Origin of the sequence: Streptomyces sp. NPDC018045 (genome assembly GCF_044327445.1) — a bacterium.
In the GTDB taxonomy this organism is placed as follows: Bacteria; Actinomycetota; Actinomycetes; order Streptomycetales; family Streptomycetaceae; genus Streptomyces.
On record NZ_JBIRFL010000008.1, the window covers coordinates 137,797 to 157,247 of the forward strand.

The 19,451-nt window shown below is 72.6% G+C and carries 17 protein-coding genes, 2 tRNA genes and 1 pseudogene; 10 read left to right on the forward strand and 10 right to left on the reverse strand.

Translation table 11 applies throughout. The annotated features are described in order from the left end of the window. Nucleotides 1-71 precede the first annotated feature (71 nt). The 3 genes from ACH4EB_RS20530 to ACH4EB_RS20540 form a co-directional block, all read right to left on the reverse strand. A complete protein-coding gene (locus tag ACH4EB_RS20530) occupies nt 72-1,199 on the reverse strand; it encodes an LLM class flavin-dependent oxidoreductase (RefSeq protein ID WP_398349135.1) in 1,128 nt (375 codons plus the stop codon). A 129-nt stretch (nt 1,200-1,328) separates the two neighbouring features. Beyond that, nucleotides 1,329-2,069 carry a decarboxylase gene (locus tag ACH4EB_RS20535; RefSeq protein WP_398348963.1) on the reverse strand — a complete coding sequence of 247 codons (741 nt, stop codon included), beginning with the start codon at nt 2,067-2,069 and terminating at the stop codon, nt 1,329-1,331. Nucleotides 2,070-2,187: 118 nt separating this feature from the next. Next, nucleotides 2,188-3,117 (reverse strand): decarboxylase, encoded by a 930-nt coding sequence (locus ACH4EB_RS20540; RefSeq protein ID WP_398348964.1) that lies wholly within the window; start codon nt 3,115-3,117, stop codon nt 2,188-2,190. A 208-nt stretch (nt 3,118-3,325) separates the two neighbouring features. On the opposite strand from ACH4EB_RS20540, the gene ACH4EB_RS20545 reads away from it, so the two are divergent. Together ACH4EB_RS20545 and ACH4EB_RS20550 are read left to right on the forward strand one after the other, a co-directional pair. Beyond that, nucleotides 3,326-4,291, forward strand: coding sequence for a D-2-hydroxyacid dehydrogenase (locus tag ACH4EB_RS20545; protein WP_398348965.1), 966 nt, complete (start codon nt 3,326-3,328; stop codon nt 4,289-4,291). A gap of 54 nt (nt 4,292-4,345) precedes the next feature. Continuing rightward, nucleotides 4,346-5,770, forward strand: a complete 1,425-nt coding sequence (locus ACH4EB_RS20550; RefSeq protein ID WP_398348966.1) for an amidase — start codon at nt 4,346-4,348, stop codon at nt 5,768-5,770. Here the strand turns inward: ACH4EB_RS20550 and ACH4EB_RS20555 are convergent. Then, nucleotides 5,751-6,251, reverse strand: a complete 501-nt coding sequence (locus ACH4EB_RS20555) for a DUF3830 family protein (RefSeq protein WP_365835282.1) — start codon at nt 6,249-6,251, stop codon at nt 5,751-5,753. The two genes, ACH4EB_RS20550 and ACH4EB_RS20555, sit on opposite strands and share 20 nt — an antisense overlap. 269 nt (nt 6,252-6,520) lie before the next feature. Between ACH4EB_RS20555 and ehuB the strand changes: the two genes are divergently transcribed. The 6 genes from ehuB (at nt 6,521) to ACH4EB_RS20585 (ending at nt 10,893) form a co-directional block, all read left to right on the forward strand. After that, entirely contained in the window at nt 6,521-7,450 is a 930-nt protein-coding gene (ehuB, locus tag ACH4EB_RS20560; protein WP_398348967.1) for an ectoine/hydroxyectoine ABC transporter substrate-binding protein EhuB, read from the forward strand. After that, entirely contained in the window at nt 7,447-8,178 is a 732-nt protein-coding gene (gene ehuC, locus ACH4EB_RS20565; RefSeq protein WP_398348968.1) for an ectoine/hydroxyectoine ABC transporter permease subunit EhuC, read from the forward strand. Before ehuB ends, ehuC begins: the two co-directional genes overlap by 4 nt. Next, a complete protein-coding gene (gene ehuD / locus ACH4EB_RS20570) occupies nt 8,175-8,828 on the forward strand; it encodes an ectoine/hydroxyectoine ABC transporter permease subunit EhuD (RefSeq protein WP_398348969.1) in 654 nt (217 codons plus the stop codon). Before ehuC ends, ehuD begins: the two co-directional genes overlap by 4 nt. Continuing rightward, the gene (gene ehuA / locus ACH4EB_RS20575) at nt 8,818-9,642 is read left to right on the forward strand and encodes an ectoine/hydroxyectoine ABC transporter ATP-binding protein EhuA (RefSeq protein WP_398348970.1); all 825 of its coding nucleotides are present in this window, start codon (nt 8,818-8,820) and stop codon (nt 9,640-9,642) included. The genes ehuD and ehuA overlap by 11 nt, the downstream gene beginning before the upstream one ends. Nucleotides 9,643-9,972: 330 nt before the next feature. Further along, on the forward strand, nt 9,973-10,731 hold the full coding sequence (locus tag ACH4EB_RS20580; RefSeq protein WP_398348971.1) for an IclR family transcriptional regulator: 759 nt from the start codon (nt 9,973-9,975) through the stop codon (nt 10,729-10,731). Between the two features lie 88 nt (nt 10,732-10,819). After that, a tRNA-Lys gene (locus tag ACH4EB_RS20585) sits at nt 10,820-10,893 on the forward strand. Nucleotides 10,894-10,991: 98 nt separating this feature from the next. Here the strand turns inward: ACH4EB_RS20585 and ACH4EB_RS20590 are convergent. The 6 genes and pseudogenes from ACH4EB_RS20590 to ACH4EB_RS20615 all read right to left on the reverse strand — a co-directional run bounded on the left by ACH4EB_RS20590 (nt 10,992) and on the right by ACH4EB_RS20615 (nt 18,155). After that, nucleotides 10,992-11,579, reverse strand: a complete 588-nt coding sequence (locus ACH4EB_RS20590) for a lytic polysaccharide monooxygenase (RefSeq protein WP_398348972.1) — start codon at nt 11,577-11,579, stop codon at nt 10,992-10,994. A 292-nt stretch (nt 11,580-11,871) separates the two neighbouring features. After that, nucleotides 11,872-12,465 carry a lytic polysaccharide monooxygenase gene (locus tag ACH4EB_RS20595; protein WP_398348973.1) on the reverse strand — a complete coding sequence of 198 codons (594 nt, stop codon included), beginning with the start codon at nt 12,463-12,465 and terminating at the stop codon, nt 11,872-11,874. Nucleotides 12,466-12,538: 73 nt separating this feature from the next. After that, complete coding sequence (locus ACH4EB_RS20600) at nt 12,539-13,642, reverse strand: hypothetical protein (RefSeq protein ID WP_398348974.1); 1,104 nt, start codon at nt 13,640-13,642, stop codon at nt 12,539-12,541. Between the two features lie 317 nt (nt 13,643-13,959). After that, entirely contained in the window at nt 13,960-14,922 is a 963-nt protein-coding gene (locus ACH4EB_RS20605; protein WP_398348975.1) for a C40 family peptidase, read from the reverse strand. 24 nt (nt 14,923-14,946) lie between these two features. Next, nucleotides 14,947-15,636: pseudogene (locus tag ACH4EB_RS20610) on the reverse strand (SPFH domain-containing protein); the annotation flags it as partial. Between the two features lie 1,142 nt (nt 15,637-16,778). Beyond that, nucleotides 16,779-18,155, reverse strand: coding sequence for a peptidoglycan-binding protein (locus tag ACH4EB_RS20615; protein WP_398348976.1), 1,377 nt, complete (start codon nt 18,153-18,155; stop codon nt 16,779-16,781). Between the two features lie 330 nt (nt 18,156-18,485). Here ACH4EB_RS20615 and ACH4EB_RS20620 point away from each other — a divergent pair. After that, a tRNA-Lys gene (locus ACH4EB_RS20620) sits at nt 18,486-18,559 on the forward strand. A 133-nt stretch (nt 18,560-18,692) separates the two neighbouring features. Beyond that, the gene (locus tag ACH4EB_RS20625) at nt 18,693-19,373 is read left to right on the forward strand and encodes a FadR/GntR family transcriptional regulator (RefSeq protein ID WP_398348977.1); all 681 of its coding nucleotides are present in this window, start codon (nt 18,693-18,695) and stop codon (nt 19,371-19,373) included. Nucleotides 19,374-19,451: the final 78 nt, after the last annotated feature.

A 19,451-nucleotide genomic window follows, 5' to 3' on the forward strand; every position in this document is an offset into this window, starting at 1 on the left:
GCTCGCTCCAGGCCGGCCGCTCCGGTGTGCCGGTCGCTCCGGCGCCCCGCCGGCCCCCGTGGCGGCCGGTGCTACGCCGTCGGCAGCCCGTACGCGTCCGCGATCAGCTCGTACGAACGCAGCCGGACGGCACCGCTGTGCGCGTTGGCCGTGATCATCAGCTCGTCCGCGCCGGTGCGCTTGGCGAGGTCGTCCAGGCCGGCGCGTACCGCGTCGGGCGTGCCGTGAATGATGTTGGACAGCCAACTGTCGACGAAGTCCCGCTCCATGCCGCTGAACGCGTACGCCGCCGCCTCCTCGGGGCTGGGCACCAGCCCGGGGCGCCCGGTGCGCAGCCGGACCATGGACAGCGCGCCGGTGAGGATCTGGCGGTGCGCCTCCTTCTCGTCCTCGGCGGCCAGCGCGGCGGCGCCGATCAGCGCGTACGGCGCGTCCAGGACGGCGGAGGGGCGGAAGGACTCGCGGTACAGGTCCAGGGCGGGGATGGTGTTCGCCGCCGAGAAGTGGTGGGCGAAGGCGAACGGCAGGCCCAGGCGGCCCGCGAGCTGGGCGCTGAAGCCGGAGGAGCCGAGCAGCCACAGCGGCGGCCGGTGCGGCGACTGGACGCCGCCCGGGGAGGTCGACTGGACCGGCCCGGGCACCGCGTGGATACGGCTGTACGGGTGCCCGTCGGGGAAGTCGTCGTCCAGGAAGCGGGTCAGTTCGGCGAGCTGCTGCGGAAACTCGTCGGCACCCTCGTGCAGCCGCTCGGTACGGCGCAGCGCGGCGGCGGTGGCGCCGTCGGTGCCGGGCGCGCGGCCGAGGCCGAGGTCGACGCGGCCGGGGGCCATCGCCTCCAGGGTGCCGAACTGCTCGGCGATCACCAGCGGCGCGTGGTTGGGCAGCATGACGCCGCCGGAGCCGAGCCGGATGCGGTCGGTGTGCGCGGCGAGGTGCGCCAGCAGGACCGCGGGCGACGAGGACGCCACACCGGGCATCGAGTGGTGCTCGGCGACCCAGTAGCGGTGGAAGCCGCGGCGCTCGGCCGTGCGGGCGATGCCGACGGCGGTCCGTACGGCCTCGGAGGCGGTGTGCCCGGCGCCCACGGTCACCAGGTCGAGTACGGACAGGGGCACGGGCGCGGTGCCCGGGGCGGTGCCCCGGATGCCGTCGCCGTCCCCGACTCGGTCATCGGCCCGGGTTCCGTCGTGGTCCCGGATCTCGTCGTGGTCGCCGCTCACGGTGCGGGCCCTCCTCGCGTCGCTGGTCTGCCCGGAGAATAACCGGAGCACTTCTCCGGTTATTCCCGGGCGGACGAGGAGGGCGGTCCGGTGGCGGACCCGCCGCCGCTACCCCGCCGCGGACGGCACCGGCGCCCCCGCGAACAGCGTGCCCAGCGCCGGGCAGGCGACCGTGCGGTCCAGCAGCCGCAGCCCCTCCCAGGCGGTGACCTGGTTGGCGGTGAGCACCGGTTTGCGCAGCTCCGCCTCGATGGCGGGCACGTACCCGGCGGTGTGCAGGGCCGTGTCGGGCAGCAGCACGGCCTCGGCGTCGGGGTGGTCCCCCGTGCGGGCGAGCAGCAGGACCTCGTCCAGGCCCCAGGTCCCGACCTCGGCGGCGGTGATGATCCCGCTGCCGCGCGTCGAGACCACGTCGGTGCCCGCGGCCTTCAGGAAGGCGCGGAAGCATGCGGCGACGTCGTCGGGGTAGGTCGCGGCGATGGCCACCCGCTCGGCGCCCAGGGCCCGTACGGCGTGCGCGAAGGCGAAGGAGGTGCTGGAAGCGGGCAGCCCGGCGGTGGCCGACAGCTCGCGTACCTGCTCGTGGGCGCCCTCCCAGCCGAAGACGAAGCTGGCACTGGTGCAGGCCCAGACGACGGCCTCGGCGCCGCGGCTCCTCAGCTCGGCGACGCCGGCGGCGAGCCGGGCGGCGGAGCCCATCTCCAGCAGCGCGTCGACGCGGTGGGCGTCCTCGCCGATGTCGGTGTGGACGAGCGGCAGGCTCAGGCCGTTGCCGAGGAGGGCTTCGAGGCGGGGATAGTCGTCCTCGGCGGAGTGGCCGGGGTAGAGGAAGCCGACCGTGGATGCCATGCACGTCTCCTGTCGGGGTGGGGGGATGCGTGTGGGGGTGTGTACTGCGGTGCGCGCGCCGCCCCGGGCGTACGTGCGCGGGGGGGGGCGGGCGCCGGCGGGGCGCCGCCCGTACGCGTCAGACCGGTGCCGGCGGGCCGGGCTCCTCGGGGGGATGAAAGGGCGGCGCGTCCAGCCCGTCGGACGGTTCCGCCTCGGCGGACGGGACCGCCGACCCGGCGAACGCCGCTTCGGTCAGGCCGCCGCGCCGCGGTATCCCGGCCCCTCCCTCCGGGGCCCAGGAGGCGGTCATGGAGGCCGGTCCACGTCTGGCGACCGGGTCCACCAGGGCCTGGTAGGGGCCGACGGCCTCGGCTCCGATGGCCCGCAGCGAGGCCCACATCGTGACCTGGTTGGCCGACAGGACCGGCATCCGCAGCTCGGCCTCCAACTGCGGGATGACGTCGTACGTCGGCAGGTTCGTACAACTGATGAACAGGGCGTCCGCGGCGCCGACGACGGCCTGGCGGGCCATGTCGACGACGTCCCGGTACGCCACCTTCCAGATGTGCCGGGTCAGGCCCAGGTAGGCGCGGCCGGTGACGGTGACGCCGGCCTCCCTCAGATACTCCTCCAGGGAGTCGGTCACGGATTTGGTGTAGGGGGTGACGACCGCGATCCGCCGCGCGCCGATCTCGCGCAGCGCTTCGAGGAGCGCCCCGGAGGTGGTGAGCGCCGGGAGCTGCTCCCCCGCCCGGGTCATGGCCGCGCACATGGCGCGCTCGCCCGCCACGCCGCCGACGAAGCTGCCCGAGGTGCAGGCGTAGGAAACGACCTGCGGGGAGACGGCGCACAGCGCCTGGACGGCGGCGTGCAGGGTCTCGTGTTCACTGACGAGGCGGGCCAGGTCGAGGCTCACCTCGACGGGCACGAAAGGGGTTCGGGTGAGGTGGAGGGACACATCGTCGGGGATCCAGCGCCACAGCTCGCGGTCCAGGGCGAAGTCGAACGGAGCGACGACACCCACACCGAGCTGAGGCTTCGGTCCCCCCAGAAATGAGACGTCCATGATGCCCCCAGAAGAGCGAAGGGCTGGTAAGGGCAAGGCCCTTGGCCAGGGATCGTGGTGCGACCGGCACGAGCCGGGGACGTCGGGACAGAGCCGTTGTTGACACGGTAGTTACGACTTCTTAGCGTGGTCAATCCTCGCATCTCAGGCATCTGTCGGCGCCTCCTTTCATTCAAAGGGGCTCACGTTTCAGAACGGTTTCTGGCCTATGTCCGAAAGCACCGTCCTTGTCCTTGGTTCCGACCCGCCTCCGAAGCTGGACCGGCTAGCCGGCCGGGCCCGGCTGGTGCATGCCGACGACAAGACCTTCGCCGAGCAATTGCCGACCGCGGACGTGGTGTTGGCCTGGGACTTCACCTCCGACGCGATCCGGGACGCCTGGCCAGGCGGCGGCCCGCGACCCGCCTGGGTGCACACCGCGAGCGCGGGCGTGGACCGGCTGATGTGCCCGGAGCTCGCCGCGGACGCGACCCTGGTGACCAACGCGCGCGGCGTCTTCGAGCAGCCGATCGCCGAGTACGTGGCCGGACTGGTGATCGCCATGGCCAAGGACTTCTACGGAAGTTGGGAGCTCCAGCGGCAGCGCCGGTGGCGGCACCGGGAGACACTGCGGGTGGCGGGCAGCCGGGCGGTCGTGGTGGGCTCCGGGCCCATCGGCCGGGCCATCGGCCGGACGCTGCTGGCACTGGGTGTCAGGGTGGATCTGGTCGGGCGGCGGGAACATACGGACGATCCCGACTTCGGCCGGGTGCATCCGAGCGGCGCGCTGAACGGTCTGCTGGGCACGGCCGACTGGGTGGTGTGCGCGGCGCCGCTGACGGACGGGACACGCGGCATGTTCGACCGGGCCGCCTTCGGCCGGATGCGGCAGCGGGCCCGCTTCATCAACGTGGCCCGCGGGGCGCTCGTCGTCGAGGACGACCTGGTGGCGGCGCTGCGGGAGTGGCGGATCGCGGCGGCGGCCCTGGACGTCTTCGAGCACGAGCCGCTGACCTCGGACAGCGCGCTGTGGGACGTGCCGCACCTGATCGTCTCCCCGCACATGAGCGGCGACACGCTGGGCTGGCGGGACGCGCTGGCGGAGCAGTTCGCGGACAACTTCGACCGGTGGGCGGCGGGCGAGCCGCTCACCAATGTGGTGGACAAGCGGCTGGGCTACGTACCGGGCTCCTGATCTTCCGGGACCGTGGAGAGCGTGGAGGCGGAGTGTTCGTGGAGGGAGGTCGGGATGGCTGAGGTGACGGATCTGGCCGACTGCTCGGCGGCGCGGCTGGTCGCCGGGTACGCGGCGGGCGAGTTCTCGCCGGTCGAAGCGGTGCAGGCGGTGATCGAGCGCGCCGCGTGGGCGCAGCGCCGGGTGAACGCGTTCACCCGGATCGACGCGGACGAGGCGCTGGCCGCGGCGAAGGAGTCCGAGGAGCGGTGGCGGTCCGGGCGGCCCGCCGGGCTGGTGGACGGGGTGCCCGCCACGGTCAAGGACCTGCTGCTGACCCGCGGGGCGCCGACGTTGCGCGGCTCGCACACGGTGCGCGAGGAGGGCGGGACCTGGGACGCGGACGCGCCGTCGGTGGCGCGGCTGCGCGAGCACGGCGCGGTGTTCGTGGGCAAGACCACCACGCCCGAGTTCGGGTGGAAGGGCGTCACGGACAGCCCGCGGCACGGGGTGACGGGCAATCCGTACGACCCGTCCCGTACGGCGGGCGGCTCCAGCGGCGGCAGCGCGGCGGCCGTGGCGCTCGGCGCGGGGCCGCTGAGCCTGGGCACGGACGGCGGCGGGTCGGTGCGCATCCCCGGCTCCTTCTGCGGGATCTTCGCGCTGAAGCCGACGTACGGGCGGGTGCCGCTGTACCCGGCGAGTCCGTTCGGGACGCTGGCGCACGTCGGGCCGATGACCCGGGACGCGGCCGACGCGGCCCTGCTGATGGACGTGATCACCGGGGCCGACTGGCGGGACTGGTCACAGCTCGCGCCTCCCGCCGGGTCGTTCCGCGAGGAGCTGGCGGGGCCGGTGGCCGGGCTGCGGGTGGCCTACAGCCCGTCGCTGGGCCGGGACGTGCCGGTACGCCCGGAGGTCGCCGCCGCGGTGCGGCGCGTGGTGGACCGGCTCGCGGAGCTGGGCGCGCACGTGGAAGAGGCCGACCCGGGCATCGCGGACCCGGTGGAGGAGTTCCACACCCTGTGGTTCAGCGGCGCGGCGCGGGTGGTGCAGCACCTGAGCCACGCGCAGCGGGAGCTGCTCGACCCGGGGCTGCGGGAGATCTGCGCGGAGGGCGCGCGGCGCAGCGCGCTGGACTACCTGGCGGCGGTGGACGTGCGGATGGCGCTGGGCCTGGCCATGGGCCGCTTCCACAGCACGTACGACCTGCTGGTGACGCCGACCGAGCCGATCACCGCCTTCGAGGCGGGGGCCGAGGTGCCGGCCGGGTCCGGGCTCACCCGCTGGACGGGCTGGACGCCGTTCACGTACCCGTTCAACATGACGCAGCAGCCCGCCGCGACCGTGCCGTGCGGCACGGACGGGGACGGGTTGCCGATCGGGGTGCAACTGGTGGGTGCGCGGCACGCGGACGCGCTGGTGCTGCGCGCCGCGCACGCCCTCTACACCTCGGGCGCCGCGGGCATCCCCGCGCCGCCTACGCCCGGCGGAAGCTGAGGGTCTCCCCCAGGGCGCCGGCCCGCCACAGGTCCTGACAGGCGTCGGCCATCCGGTCCAGGCCGTCCACCACCGAGCCCCACACGATGCCCGGCACCCAGCCCGCGTCACCGTTGATCAGCAGGTTGTTGCGCTCGTAGAACAGCGCGAGGTCGACGACGGTGGCGCGGCCCTGGTGCTTGGCCTGGCTCTCGTAGCCGTACGAGGCGGTGCCCAACTGGGTGTCGGTGAAGGTGAAGTAGCACAGGTCGCCGGGGATGGGCGTGATGGTCGGGTTCTCCAGCGGGGGTTCCTCCGGGGCGAACGGCGGGACGAGGGCGTAGATCTCGTTGCGGGCGTACTTGGCGTGGTAGACGTCGCCGCCGAGCGGCAGTGCGTCCCAGACGGCCTTGCAGGTGACCGGCGCGCGGTCGTCGAGCAGCTTGGCCGTGCAGCTCACGCCCCGCTTGTCGAGGGAGACTTCGAGGAAACGGTCGACCATTGTGCCTCCTAACGGTGCTTTGCGGCTCCATGGTGGACCAGTGGGGGGCGCGATGCACACGGGAACCCCGGACGCGGTACGCGGCGCTTCCCCCGCGGCGCGCGCCGCCTGACGGCCGTCGTCAACACGTCGCGCACGTAGCGGAGTTCCGGCCTCCGCACAGGTGTCGTGTGCGCGCATGACCGACCCGCGCCACGGCCCCGCACCGCTTGCATCAAGGGCCGGAAACGATTGGCATATTTTCAACGAGCGCGGGTAGCCGCGCGCCCATGGCTCCACCACAGGGGAACAGCTCAGGAAACACCGCATCAGGGTTCCGCCGCCGCTCACTGCTCGCAGGGGCGGCGGCGCTGGGTTTGACCGGGACACTGGGAGCGACCACCGGTTGCTCGCGAGTGGACATCACCGGAGCTACGGACGGGGGACACCTACTCGACGATCTTCGCAGCAGGAAAGTCGTACGGATGGGCATCGCCAGTGAGCCGCCGTACGCGTCGATCAACAGCCAGGGTGAACTGACCGGCGAGGCACCCGCCGTCGCCCGGGCCGTCTTCAAACGGCTGGGAATACGCCGCTTCGATCCGGTGCCGGTGGAGTTCCAGGCACTCGTGCCCGGACTGCACTCCTTCCAGTACGACGTGATCGTGGCCGGCATGTTCATCAACAAGGCCCGCTGCCAGGCCGTGCTCTTCTCCGACCCGGACTACGAGTCGAAGGACGGCTTCCTCGTGCCGAAGGGCAACCCGAAGAAGATCAACTCGTATGAGGACGTGGCCCGGGGCGGCTTCCGGATGGGCACCGGCATCGGGTACGCGGAGATCGACTACGCGGTCGGCAACGGCGTCGCCAAGGGGCGGATCCAGACGTACGGCGACCAGATCGCCGGGCTGGAGGCGCTGGAGGCGGGCCGCATCGACTGCTTCGCCGGCACCGCGCTGACCATGATGGAGGCGCTGAAGACCGGCAAGCACCCCAAGGTGGAGATGACCCGCCCCTTCACGCCGGAGGTGGACGGCAAACCCCAGCGGGACGGCGGCGGTTACGGCTTCCGCATCGGCGAGACCGTGCTGCGGGACGCCTTCAACCGCGAGCTGCACACGATGAAGAAGAGTGGCGAACTCCTGCGCATCGCCCGGCCCTTCGGGTTCACCGAGGAGTTCATGACCGACCTCACGGCGAAGGAGCTCTGTGCCCGGTGACCGGAGCGTTGTGGGAACTGTTCTTCGAAGGGGTGTGGATCACCGTACAGCTCATGGTCTACAGCGCCGTGCTGGCCGCCGCCGTCGCCTTCGGCATCGGCATGGCCCGCACGTCACGGCTGTGGATCGTCCGCTTCCTGTCCGGTGTCTACGTGGAGTTCTTCCGCGGCACCTCGGCGCTGGTCCTGATGTTCTGGCTGTTCTTCGCGCTGCCGCTGCTGGGCTGGCAGCTCGCCGGCCTCTGGGCGGGCACCCTGGCGCTCGGCCTGTCCTACGGGGCGTACGGCTCCGAGGTGGTGCGCGGCTCCCTCCAGGCGGTGGCGCCCGCCCAGCGTGAGGCGGCGATCGCGCTGAGCTTCACGCCGTGGCAGCGGATGCGCAAGGTCATCCTGCCGCAGGCGGTGCCGGAGATGATGCCGCCGTTCAACAACCTGCTGATCGAGCTGCTCAAGGGCACCGCCCTGGCCTCGCTGCTGTCGATCGGGGAGCTGACCTTCCAGGCCAAGCTGGCCCGGCTCTCCACGGGCCAGAGCGCCCAGGTCTACGGGATCATCCTGGTCCTCTACTTCGTGATCGCGTTCGTGGTGACCCGGGTCATGCGCCTCCTGGAGCGCCGGGCCAAGGCGTCGATCGGCCGCGCGCCGGAGAGGTCCGGCTGGTTCTCGCGGCGGCTGCCGATCGGCGAGCAGGGTCCCCAGGCGATCACCGCCCCCGGAGGCAAGCCATGAACAACTGGTCATGGGCGTACGTCGGCGACATCCTGCCCGACCTGCTCGCCGGCCTGCGGATCACCTTGCTGGCGACGCTGCTCGGCTCGCTGGTGGCGTTCGCGCTCGGCCTGGTGTGGGCCCTGGCGCTGCGCTCCGGCACCCGCTGGGTGACGTGGCCGGTCAGCGTCGTCGTGGAGTTCGTACGGAACACGCCGCTGCTGGTCCAGCTCTTCTTCCTATTCTTCGTCCTGCCGGGCTGGGGCCTGACCTTCAACCCGCTGACCACCGGCGTCATCGGACTGGGGCTGCACTACTCGACGTACACCGCCGAGGTCTACCGGGCGGGCATCGACGGCGTCCCGGATGGCCAGTGGGAGGCGGCGACGGCGCTGAGCCTGCCGCGCGGGCGCACCTGGACCGCGGTGATCCTGCCGCAGGCGTTCCGCCGCGTGGTCCCGGCGCTCGGCAACTACGTCATCGCGATGTTCAAGGACACCCCGATGCTGGCCGCCATCACGGTCGCGGACCTGCTCTTCCAGGCGAACAGCATCAGCGCGACCACCTTCGACTACATGGAGCCGATCACGGTCGTCGGCGTCCTGTTCGTCGTGATCTCCTACCCCACCTCTCTTCTCCTGCGAGTCCTGGAGCGTCGCCTTGTCCGCTGACAGCACCCCCGCGCAGCCCACGCCGCCCACGGTCGGAACCGAGGAGGACGGCCCCGAGCTGGTCCGCTTCGACCGGGTCACCAAGCGCTTCGGCGCACACACCGTCCTGGACTCGCTGGACATGACGGTCTACTCCGGCAAGCACGTGACACTGATCGGCCCCTCCGGGTCCGGCAAGACCACGATCCTGCGGCTGCTGATGACGCTGCTGAAGCCGGAGGAGGGAAAGATCAAGGTCGGTGACGCCTACCTCACCCACGAGGAGAAGAACGGCAGGCTCGTCCCGGCGGGCGAGAGGCACTGCCGGGAGGTGCGGAAGAACATCGGGATGGTCTTCCAGCAGTTCAACCTCTTTCCCAACATGAAGGTGCTCCGCAACATCACCGAGGCACCGGTGCACGTGCTGGGCCTGGGCAAGGACGCCGCCGAGGAACGGGCCCGCGGTCTGCTGGACCTGGTGGGCCTGACCCAGCACATCGACAAGTACCCGTCCCAGCTCTCCGGCGGCCAGCAGCAGCGGGTCGCCATCGCGCGGGCCCTGGCCATGCGGCCGCAGGTGCTGCTGCTGGACGAGGTGACCAGCGCGCTCGACCCGGAGCTGGTGGCCGGCGTCCTGGACGTACTGCGCGACATCGCCCACACCACCGACATCACCATGCTCTGTGTGACCCACGAGATGAACTTCGCGCGGGACATCTCCGACTGCGTGATGATGTTCGACCAGGGGCGGGTGATCGAGTTCGGGTCGCCGGAGAAGATCTTCAGCGAGCCGGAGAACGACCGCACGCGGGAGTTCCTGAGCGCGGTCCTCTGAGGCGCTCGGGCCTCTGTAGCACTGTTTTCCGAGGCACGGCCGGGCGCGGCGCGGTGCCCGGGAGCGGCCGCGGCCGTGTTCCGGGCGCCCGCCGGGCGGCGTAGCCGGTCTCCGCTCCGCCCGGAATGACGTCGGCATATGCCGCGGGACCTCGCCCCAGTACAGGTGCGTGGCCGTGCCCCCTTTTCGGTCAAGACCCCCTCCAGAGGGCGGCTTTGACCGCTATCGTGGTACGTGCCTCGCTGCCCGGGAACGGCCGGTAATGTTCGACGGTCGTGACCGCCGGCGACGGCAGCGACGCAAACGGTCACAACCTGCTAGGGGGACACCGTGGCGCTGAAGCCCGAGCCGACCGCGCCGTTCCACTCGGTGCAGTACGCCCTCCGCGTGCTCGAAACCGTCGCCCGGCACGCCGGCGGCGTGTCGGACGTCCAGATCGCCCGCGAGACCGGCCTGCCGGCCGGACACCTCGCCCACATGCTGGCGATGCTGCGCCGCGAGGGCTATGTCGCGCAGGTCGCCGACGGTGCGTACGTCGTCGGCGAGTCGCTCGTCCTGCTCGGTTCGGGCGGCGGCCGTGCGGAGGCGCTGCGCGACAAGCTCCAGCGCACCCTCGTCGAGCTGCGGGACTCGGTGGGCGCGGCGGTCTACATCAGCCGCTACATCGACGGCGAGGTCAAGATCCTGCACTACGCCGACGGCCCGCGGGCCCCCAAGGTCAACGAGTGGGCGGAATTCCGCCGCACGGCACATGCCAGCGCGGTCGGCAAGTGCCTGCTGGCGCAGTTGGACCACGACGGCCGGATGGATCACCTCTCCCGCCACAAGACCGCCCGGCTGACCTCCCGCACGATCACCAACGAGAAGGTGCTCTTCCACAAACTGGACAGCCAGCCGCCGACGGTCCCGATGCTGGACCTCCAGGAGTACGCGGTCGGCACGGTCTGCGCGGCCGTACCGATCACGGCGGGTTCCACGGTCGGCTGCCTGGCCCTGTCGCTGCCGCTGGAGCACGCCCACCGGCTGCGGCAGGCCGCCGACGCGCTGAACCGGCGGGCGGCCCCGGTGCTGCTGTCACTGACGCTGTGATTCCGGGGGTCCGGCCCTCCAGCGGGGGCGGTCGGTGCGGTGGTCGGAAGCACCCCCGCGGACCAGGTAGTATTTCTTTTGTCAGCGCGCGCCGCTAGCTCAGTTGGTTAGAGCAGCTGACTCTTAATCAGCGGGTCCGGGGTTCGAGTCCCTGGCGGCGCACCTGGGAGTGGGCCTCTCGGAGCACAGCTTCGAGAGGCCCACTCGTGTTTTCCGTGCCGGTCACGGCGTCCGCCGTGAGCCGGGCCACACCGTGCCGCTCAGTACTGCACGTCCGAGCAGGCATAGAACGCGTTGCCGGTGTCGGCGATCGTCCAGACGCCGACGATCAGGTGCCGGCCGGTCTTCCCGCCGGGCAGCGTGCCCTGGTGCGTGTACGTGGTCGGCGGCTGCTGACCGTTGTAGGGGACCGTCAGGAACGGGGTGAGTTCCAGGTCCGCCCGGGTCAGCGGGCGGCTGGGGTCCCAGCCGTTCCTGGTCATGTAGTAGCGGAAGTCCGTGGTGCGGTGCGGGGCGGTGAAGCGCCAGCGGAAGGTGTACGAGCCCGCGCTCACGCCGGTGGCGGGCCACTGGCCGCCGCGTGGGTCGTCCAGCTCCTTGAAGCGGCCGTTGCCGCCGGAGCAGATCTTGCCGTCGGCGGGGCCGCCGTTCGGGAAGCCTTTGGGGCCCTCGACGCTCTGCGGCTCCCACTGGATCGCGCCGCAGTTCTTCACGGTGCCGTTGGCACACAGTTTCTGTCTGCTGATGGGGGCGTCGGTGTAGCCGTGGCTGGTCGCGCCGCTCGCCGACAGGACGGACACGCCGATGACGCCCAGGCCGATGACGGCCGCACTGATCCTTTTGCGCATGTGTCGCTCCCGGAACATGAGGGGGGTTTCCTGCGAGCCGAGTGCACTGCGGTCCAGACCAACCAGCAGAATATTCCCGCCGGTCGGTACTGCCTAGGGGCGGCGGCCGGACGAATGCGGAAGGGCCGCGAGGGAGCGGGCCGTGCGGGGGCGGGCCGTGCCGGGGCGGTGCGGACAGGGCCTCCCCGGCAGGGCGGGCGTCCCCTCCGGGGCGGGCGCCGGCGCGGCGCTCGGTCGGAGGGGGCCTCCCCGGAGGAAGGGCGGGGAGGCCCGTCGAAGGCTCCGGCGCCGGTTACGACAGGGTGACGTCGGAGCAGGCGTAGAACGCGTTACCGGTGTCGGCGATGTTCCAGACGCCCAGGATGATGTGGTGGCCGGACTTCTGGGTGGGCACCGTGCCCTGGTGCTGCACGGTCGCGGCCGGCTGCCGCCCGCCCATCGGCACCGTCACGAACGGCTCGGGTTCGAGGTCCGCCCGGGTGAGCGGCTTGCGCGGGTCGTAGCCGTCCTTGGTGATGTAGTACCGGAAGTCGGTGGTGGCGTGCCGGGCCGTCAGGCGCCACTGGAAGGTGTAGCCCTGGCCGCCCTTGAGCCGGGTGGCGGGCCACTGGCCGCCGCGCGGGTCGTCCAGTTCCTTGAACCCGCTGTTGCCGCCGGAACATATCTTCCCGTCGGCGGGGCCCGCGGCCGGGAAGCCCTTGGGGCCTTCGACGCTCTGCGGCTCGTACTGGATCGCGCCGCAGTTCTTGACGGTGCCCTTGGCACAGAGCGCCTGGCGGCTGGGGGGCTGGTCGCTGTAGCCGTGGCTGGAAGCGCTGCCCGTGGCGAACAGGGACACTCCGGCGATGCCGAGACCGACCACGGCAGCGCTGAGCTTCTTACGCATAGGTGTGCTCCTGAAGAACGAGGGGGGTGTTCCATGAGCTGCTGACATGCGTACCGCGCGGTCTAGACCAAGTTCAGCGTAGTGACACCGCATGGACATGTCCAGACCAATGAGCAGCGGACGGCCGGTCGTCGCGACCACACGGCCGCACCGGTATCCGGTCGTTCTCCCCCAGCCCCGCGGCACACCGCACCAGCCCCGCGTACGTACGCCGCAGCGCGATCAGGGATTCCTGTGCCTCGCGGTAGACGGCGGCCTCCGGACCGCCGCGGTGCGCGAGGGTCCGTACGGGCGCGCAGTGCCTCTCCATGGCGGTCAGCCAGGCGCGGTGCGCGGTCGGCAGATGACGGCGTAGCTGGTGCCGGCTCACCTCCCCCGCCCGGCGGCCGCCCGTGCCGAGCACCGCGTCGGCCGCCAGGAACACCGGCGGCTCCAGCGCCCCCTGCGCCGCGAGCGCGGCGAGCACCGCGCCCTGCCGCGCGGAGCCCGGGGCCGCCCGCAGCTCCGCCGCCTCGCCGCGGAGCTGCGCGCGCAGCGCGTGCTGGATACGGATCAGGCGGCGCAGCGCCGTACCGGTGGACGCGTCCCCGGGGGCGCGCCCGGCGAGCGTCCCGGCCAGCCGGAACAGCCAGATGCCGTGCGCCTCCAACCGGGTGGTGGCCAGCATCAGCCGGTCCAGCCTGCCGAGCGGCTGCTCCGGCGGCGACCAGCGCACGACGGGGACCAGCGCCTCCGCACGGGCGAGCTGGTCGATGGGCACATGGCGGCGCGGCTTGCGCTCGGGTGCCCAGTTCAGCAGGGCGAGCGTGGACAGCCCCACGAACTGGTGGTCCACGCGGTGCGCGACGGCCGACCACAGGTCGAGGAAGGCGGTGTCGGCGGTGCGCGGGGAGGCGGGGGCGAGCGGGTCCAGGGCGCTCCAGCCGCAGGCCGCCGCGATCACCGCCACCCGCACGGACGCGGCGTCGGCGTTGCGGAGCGACAGCCGCGAGACACGCTGCCGCAGCTCCGTCAGGTCGCCGTCCCGTCCCGCCCGGGCGACCAGGTCACGGGCGGTGTCCGGGTCCGGCGCGGTGGCGGCCGCGGCGGCCAGTTCGGTCAGCCGCGTCCAGGTGCCGGTCATGGTCCGTACGGGCGGCCGCTCGGGCAGGAAGCCGTGCGCCCCGGGGTCGGGCATCCGCACGGTCGAAGCGGTGGCGGGCACGGCGGGGGCGAGGCCGGGTGGGGTGGGGCCGGGCGTCGCGGGATCGGGCGTCGCGGGGCCGGATGTCGCAGGGCCGAGTATCGCGGGGCCGGATGTCGCAGGGCCGAGTATCGCGGGGCCGGATATCGCAGGGTCGGACGTCACGGAGTCGGATATCGCGGGGACGGGGCCCGCGGACGGTTCGTCGGACGTGGGGGGCAGGGCGGTGGGCGCTGTCGGCGCCATGGCGGTCGACCTCTCTTCAAGGGCAGGCCCGCACGGCGGCGGGCGGCGGAGGGTGGCCTGCGGGGTCAGCCGACCCGCCCGTACAAGGTGGGGCGGTAGGAGGCGAAGGACGAGATCCGGACCGACCGGCCGGATCGCGGCGCCTCCAGGTACTGGCCGCCGCCGAGATAGATCGCCACGTGATGGACGCCGGACGAGGAGCCGTTGGACGACCAGAAGACCAGGTCGCCGCGGCGCAACTGGGACCGGGTGATCGGTTCGGCGGCGCGGTACTGCGCGTCGGCGACCCGGGGCAGCGAGATGCCCGCACGCTGGTACGCCTGCTGGACCAGGCCGGAGCAGTCGAACGCGGACGGGCCGTTGCCGCCCCACGCGTAGGGCTTGCCGATCTGCGCCATCGCCCACCGGATCGCGGCCTCGGTGCCGTGCCGGACGGGGGTGCCCTTGCCGCTCCCGCCGTTCGGCGCACCGGAGTCGGAACCGGAATCGGTGTCGACGCCCGTGCCGGTGGGCGTGTCGTCGCCCGGGCCGCCCGGCCTGCCGGTACGGGCCTCGTAGCGGTCCCGGTGGCTGGTCCACCACCAGCTACCGCCCTGCTGGTACCAGTACACCCGGTCGACGGCGTCCCAGCCGGACCGGCCCCGGAAGGTGGGGTCGGGGTTGTGGCCGCGCGCGTCCGTGCCGGCCGGCGAAGGCGCGGAGGACGCCGTGCCGGACCTGCTGCCGGGACCGCCCGCGTGCCGCGCGTACTTCTCGTAGTGGCTGGTCCAGCGCCACCAGCCGGTGGCGTCCCGGTACCAGTACTTCGCGCCGTCCCAGCCCGCGTGGCGAGGCGCCGGCTCGGCACCCGCCGCACCGGCCGCCGCGCCGACGAGCGTCACCGCCCCCACCGCCGCCGCGAGCGCGCCGCGCACCGTGCACCGCGCCCGGCTGCCGCCGTGGCGCGCCGCGGACTCGACCGCGGCCCCGCCGCAGAAGGCGCATCCGCAGTCGGCCCCGACGACCTCGAAGAACACCGGTGTCCCCATCCCACTGCCTGCCTCTCCGCTGTGTCAGTTCTTGCCGGCGGCGCTGCCGCGCGCCGTGTAGAAGGCCACGGTCAGATCTTTGACCAGGGCTTTTCGCTCGTAGTCGTCCAGCTCCACCAGCCCTCTGCTGGTCAGCCGGCGGACGGTGTCGTCGACCGCGTCCACGACCGAGGTCAGCACGCTGTCGCGGTGCTTGGCGTCGATCACCGCGATCTGCCGGCGCTGCATGGCCGCCGCCACCTCCGGCGCGTACTCGATCCGGGTCGGCTGGACGGAGAAGACCTCGATGCCGACCGGCCGGCAGTCCGCGGACAGCACCTGGGTGAGGGCCTCGCCGACCGCCTGCGCGTCGCGCAGCGTCGGCGCCTCCTCGTGGAACGCGTCCGCCGGGAGCTGGGAGAGCACCCGCGCCATCGCCGATTCCACCTGTTCGCGCAGGTAGGCGGTGTGGTCGCGCACGGTCAGCAGGGCCCGGGCGGTGTCCCTGACCCGCCATACGACGAGCACCACGACGCGGAGCTGGAGGCCCTCCGCGTCGACCGCCGGCATCGCCTCGCTGCGCCAGTGCCGCAGCCGTACGTCCACCCGGCGGCGCAGCACCAGCGGGCTGATCCACACCAGGCCGGTCCGGCGCACGCTGCCGCGGTAGCGGCCGAAGAGGCTGAGCACCCAGGCGCTGCCGACCCGCCCGCGGGCCAGTCCGCCGAACGCGCACACCGCCACCACGCCGCCGAGGCCGGCCACGGCCCACTCCCACAGGTGCGGCGAGGGCCGGACGGCGATCTCCACGCCCAGGGCCCGCACCACCGAGGCGGGCAGCATCCCGCGCCACCACAGGAACGCCACGGAACCGGCGATCGCCAGCAGGCCGACGAACAGGGCCAGCCAGCCGGACAGCGAGAAGCCGCGCCGCTCGGCCAGGCCGGAGGCTTCCTCGGGGGTCAGACGCACGGTGGGCCCGGGGAGTTCGCGGAACCAGGAGGGGTGGCCGCCCGCGGTCGTACCGCTATCCGCGTCCCGGCCGCCGCGGGTGGCGGGGCCGCCCTCCGTACGGGAGCGGCTGCCCGCGTCGACCACCCCGAGGGCGCCGTCGAGCGCGGCGCGTTCCGCGGTGTCCAGCAGGTCGGTCGCGGCGGTGATACCGGCCACGGCGGCGTCGGCGGGGGTGGTGCGGGCGGGTTCCGGAGCCGTCGGCGGTACGGCCACCCGCGGCTGCTCGGTGGTGTCGGCGTCGGCGGACGCGGCCACGGTGGACGATGCCCCGGTGGACGCGGCTTTGGCGGACGCGGCCCTGGAGGACGCGGCCTTGGCGGCGTCCCGTCGGCTACCCGTGGCGGCCGGGCCGCCCGGGGGCGGTGTGCCGCCGTCCGGGCGGCGCGGTCCCTTGGTGAAGTCCAGCTCCGGCGCGCCGGCGGCCCCGGGCGGCCGGGCGGTGCCGGTGTCCGGTTCGGCGCGGAACAGCATGTCCATGGGGATGCTGTCGCCGTGCCCGCGGGACCGCAGCCGAGCGGACCAGAGGGGAGGGCCGGACGGTACGGCTGGGTCCGGGGCGCCTGCTTCCGGAGCCCCTGTTTCCGGTGTTCCCGCTTCCGGGCCCCCTGTCTCCGGCGCCCCCGCTTCCGGCTCAGTGCGCGCTGAGGGCTCGTCAGTGCCGTCGGCACGCGCGCGGCCTGATGAGCCATCAGCCACTGTCCCCAGCGCGTCCTCCCCCGCCCGGCCGGACTCCGCTCCCGGCTCCCCCACCGCCCCGGCCGTCCCGCCCGCCCCCGGCGCCGCGCTCGTAGGCGTCGTCGCGTTCTTCTTGTCCGCTGTCTCGGTCTTCGTCGCCATCGTGCGCTCCGTCATCGTGCGCTCCGTCATCGGAAGAGTCGCCGCCATGTCTCGGGGCCGGGGTAGCCGTCGGCGTCCCGGCCGGTCCAGCCCTGGGCCCGCTGGAACGCCTCGACGTTGCGGCGGTCCGCCTCCGTCCACCGGGGTCCGGGGCCGGAGCTGTAGTACTTGCCGAAACCCTTGCTCACCAGTTGCTCTCCGAGGCCGGTGATGTACCCGTTCACCTGGCCGGGCCGGAACCAGCCCCGGCCGGGAAACGCCGTGGCGCCGCCCCCGCCGGAGCCGCCGATGTCCCGGCCCACGCCGTTGACCAGGTACGACCAGGTCGCCGGGCCCGGGATACCGTCCGCCTCCGCGCCGGTCCAGCCCTGGGCCCGCTGGAACGCCTCGGTGGCCCTGCGGTCCGCCTCGGTCCAGCGCGGGCCGGGCCCCGACATGTAGAACCGGCCGCCGCCGCGTTCCACCAGCATCCGGCCCAGCCGGGTGACGTACGCGTTGTCCGCGCCCGGCCCGAATACCCCAGCGCCGGGAAAGGCCGATGTGCCGCTGCCCGGGTCCCCGCCCGGATCGCCGTCCCCGGCCAGCCCGCGGTAGCGGTAGGCGACGTACCGCGTGGAATTGCTCCAATAGGCGTACGGCGTGGACCGTTTCACCGCGTGCGGCCGGGTCTGCTCGTACGCGATGTAGCGCGTACGGGAGGAGTCGGCCCAGCCGCCGAAAATGGTGGCGTGGGACCCGGCGCCCGGATTTCCCGGGTTGTGGAAGAGCAGCATGTCGCCGGGCCGCAGTTCGCTTTTCGTTATACGGATGCCGTACTGGGCCAGGCTTCCGGTCCACTGGCTGCGGCCGAGGCCCCAGGCCATCGAGATGAATCCGGAGCAGTCCTGGCGGTAACCGTCCGACCAGAAGCGATGCATGTTGTACGGGACCTGGGCGCTGACCCAGCGCTGGGCCCGCTCGATGATCTGCTCCCGGGTGAGGGGCCGGGGCGTGGTGACCGCCACCGCCCGGCCGCTGCCCGTCCCCCCGTACAGGCCGCCGACCTGCCCTTGAGGGGTCGCTCCCGAGGTCAGGGAGAGGGCCGGGACGCCCGGCCCGGCGGTCCGCGGGTGACCGGGGCCGTGCGCCGCGGCGAGGGCGGGCAGGGTCCGCTCGCGGCCGCCCGGCGCGCCCGTACCGGCCCCGGCGCCGAGGCCGGCGGCCACCCCGGAACCGGAAACGCCGCTGCTCAGGACCGTTCCGGCGGTCGCCACGAGGACCAGCGCGCGGCGGGCGCCGTGCGCGGCGGGGTGCCCGCCGTCCCGGACCGCGAGCGCGTGCTGGAGTGCGCGCCGCTCCTGGGCGCAGCCCCCGCAGGGGCAGCCGCCCGCGGGGTCGAATTCCACGAATCCCGGCACTGCCATTTCCGTTCCCCTCCAGGCTGATTCCGTTCCCGTTCGCCGTCGCACCTGCCACAGCGTCTCAACTGGTAGGAGATATCGCATGTTGACGGGGCAACTGATGATCATCCATTACGAAAGCATACTCACAGACCAAATCGGTCATCCGGCTCGACGAAGGTCCCGAGATCACGGGACTTTCGCCCCACCGGCCCGCGGAATCCGGCGGGCACCAACACTCCCCGGACGGACGCAAAAGCGGGTGACGCAGGTCACACATTCGGCGGGACCATGCGGCCGGGCAGGTGGTCGGGAGCACCCCTGGAGTTCGTGTAAAGTTTTCCACGTCAGCGCGCGCCGCTAGCTCAGTTGGTTAGAGCAGCTGACTCTTAATCAGCGGGTCCGGGGTTCGAGTCCCTGGCGGCGCACGTCACACTGAGACCCCCTCGTAGCCACGAGGGGGTCTCAGTGCTTTTCCCGGCCTCCGGGTCGCCCCCGTTTTCCCGGCGCCGAGCCGGTGTATCGCTGGTCAAAACGGTGATCGGGGTGCACAGTCGCACAATGGCGCGCGACATCCAGGAGCGGATCAAGAAGCTCATCATCGACCGGCGGCTGGCCCCCGGGGCGCCGCTGCCCACCGAGACGGACCTGATGGAGCTGCTCGGGGTCAGCCGGAACTCCGTCCGCGAGGCGCTCAAGGCGTTGCAGGCGATGGGCATCGTGGAGATCCGGCACGGCTTCGGCACGTACGTCGGGCCGATGTCGATGGCCCCGATGACCGAGGGCCTGGCCTTCCGCACGGTGGCCGGCCACTACCGGGGCGAGGACAGCCTGCTCCAGTTGCTGGAGCTGCGCGAGGCGGTGGAGACCGGGCTGATCGCGCGGCTGGCGGGTCAGGTGCCGCAGGCGGCGCTCGCGGAGCTGGACGGGCTGGTGGAGCGAATGGCGGCGGAGGCCGCCGAAGGGGCGGTGCGGGCCGACACCGACCGGGCCTTCCACGCCGCGCTGTACCGGGGGCTGGGCAACCGTCTGCTGAGCGAGGTGCTGGACGCGTTCTGGGAGGCGTTCCACCGCGTACGCACGGACCTGGCCGGGCCGGGGGCCGACCCGCGGGTCACCCACCGCCGGCACGCGGAGATCCTCGCGGCGGTACGCGACGGTGACGCGCAGCGGGCCGAGCGGGCCGTACGCCGCCATTTCGACAACATCCGCCTACGGCTGCGCAGTTCAGGTCCGAAGTAATGCCCTCTCCGACCTGACCCGTCCACCAATGCACTCGCATGTCCGGTAAACTCCTCGTTTCACCCTTGCGATCAAGAT

Coding starts and splice junctions, on each gene's coding strand:
- ACH4EB_RS20540 (WP_398348964.1), bottom strand. CDS start 3,117: ATGGACGTCTCATTTCTGGGGGGACCGAAGCCTCAGCTCGGTGTGGGT.
- ACH4EB_RS20555 (WP_365835282.1), bottom strand. CDS start 6,251: ATGGTCGACCGTTTCCTCGAAGTCTCCCTCGACAAGCGGGGCGTGAGC.
- ACH4EB_RS20615 (WP_398348976.1), bottom strand. CDS start 18,155: ATGGCAGTGCCGGGATTCGTGGAATTCGACCCCGCGGGCGGCTGCCCC.
- ACH4EB_RS20545 (WP_398348965.1), top strand. CDS start 3,326: ATGTCCGAAAGCACCGTCCTTGTCCTTGGTTCCGACCCGCCTCCGAAG.
- ACH4EB_RS20590 (WP_398348972.1), bottom strand. CDS start 11,579: ATGCGCAAAAGGATCAGTGCGGCCGTCATCGGCCTGGGCGTCATCGGC.
- ehuD (WP_398348969.1), top strand. CDS start 8,175: ATGAACAACTGGTCATGGGCGTACGTCGGCGACATCCTGCCCGACCTG.
- ACH4EB_RS20535 (WP_398348963.1), bottom strand. CDS start 2,069: ATGGCATCCACGGTCGGCTTCCTCTACCCCGGCCACTCCGCCGAGGAC.
- ACH4EB_RS20605 (WP_398348975.1), bottom strand. CDS start 14,922: ATGGGGACACCGGTGTTCTTCGAGGTCGTCGGGGCCGACTGCGGATGC.
- ACH4EB_RS20600 (WP_398348974.1), bottom strand. CDS start 13,642: ATGCCCGACCCCGGGGCGCACGGCTTCCTGCCCGAGCGGCCGCCCGTA.
- ACH4EB_RS20595 (WP_398348973.1), bottom strand. CDS start 12,465: ATGCGTAAGAAGCTCAGCGCTGCCGTGGTCGGTCTCGGCATCGCCGGA.
- ehuB (WP_398348967.1), top strand. CDS start 6,521: ATGGCTCCACCACAGGGGAACAGCTCAGGAAACACCGCATCAGGGTTC.
- ACH4EB_RS20625 (WP_398348977.1), top strand. CDS start 18,693: ATGGCGCGCGACATCCAGGAGCGGATCAAGAAGCTCATCATCGACCGG.
- ACH4EB_RS20550 (WP_398348966.1), top strand. CDS start 4,346: ATGGCTGAGGTGACGGATCTGGCCGACTGCTCGGCGGCGCGGCTGGTC.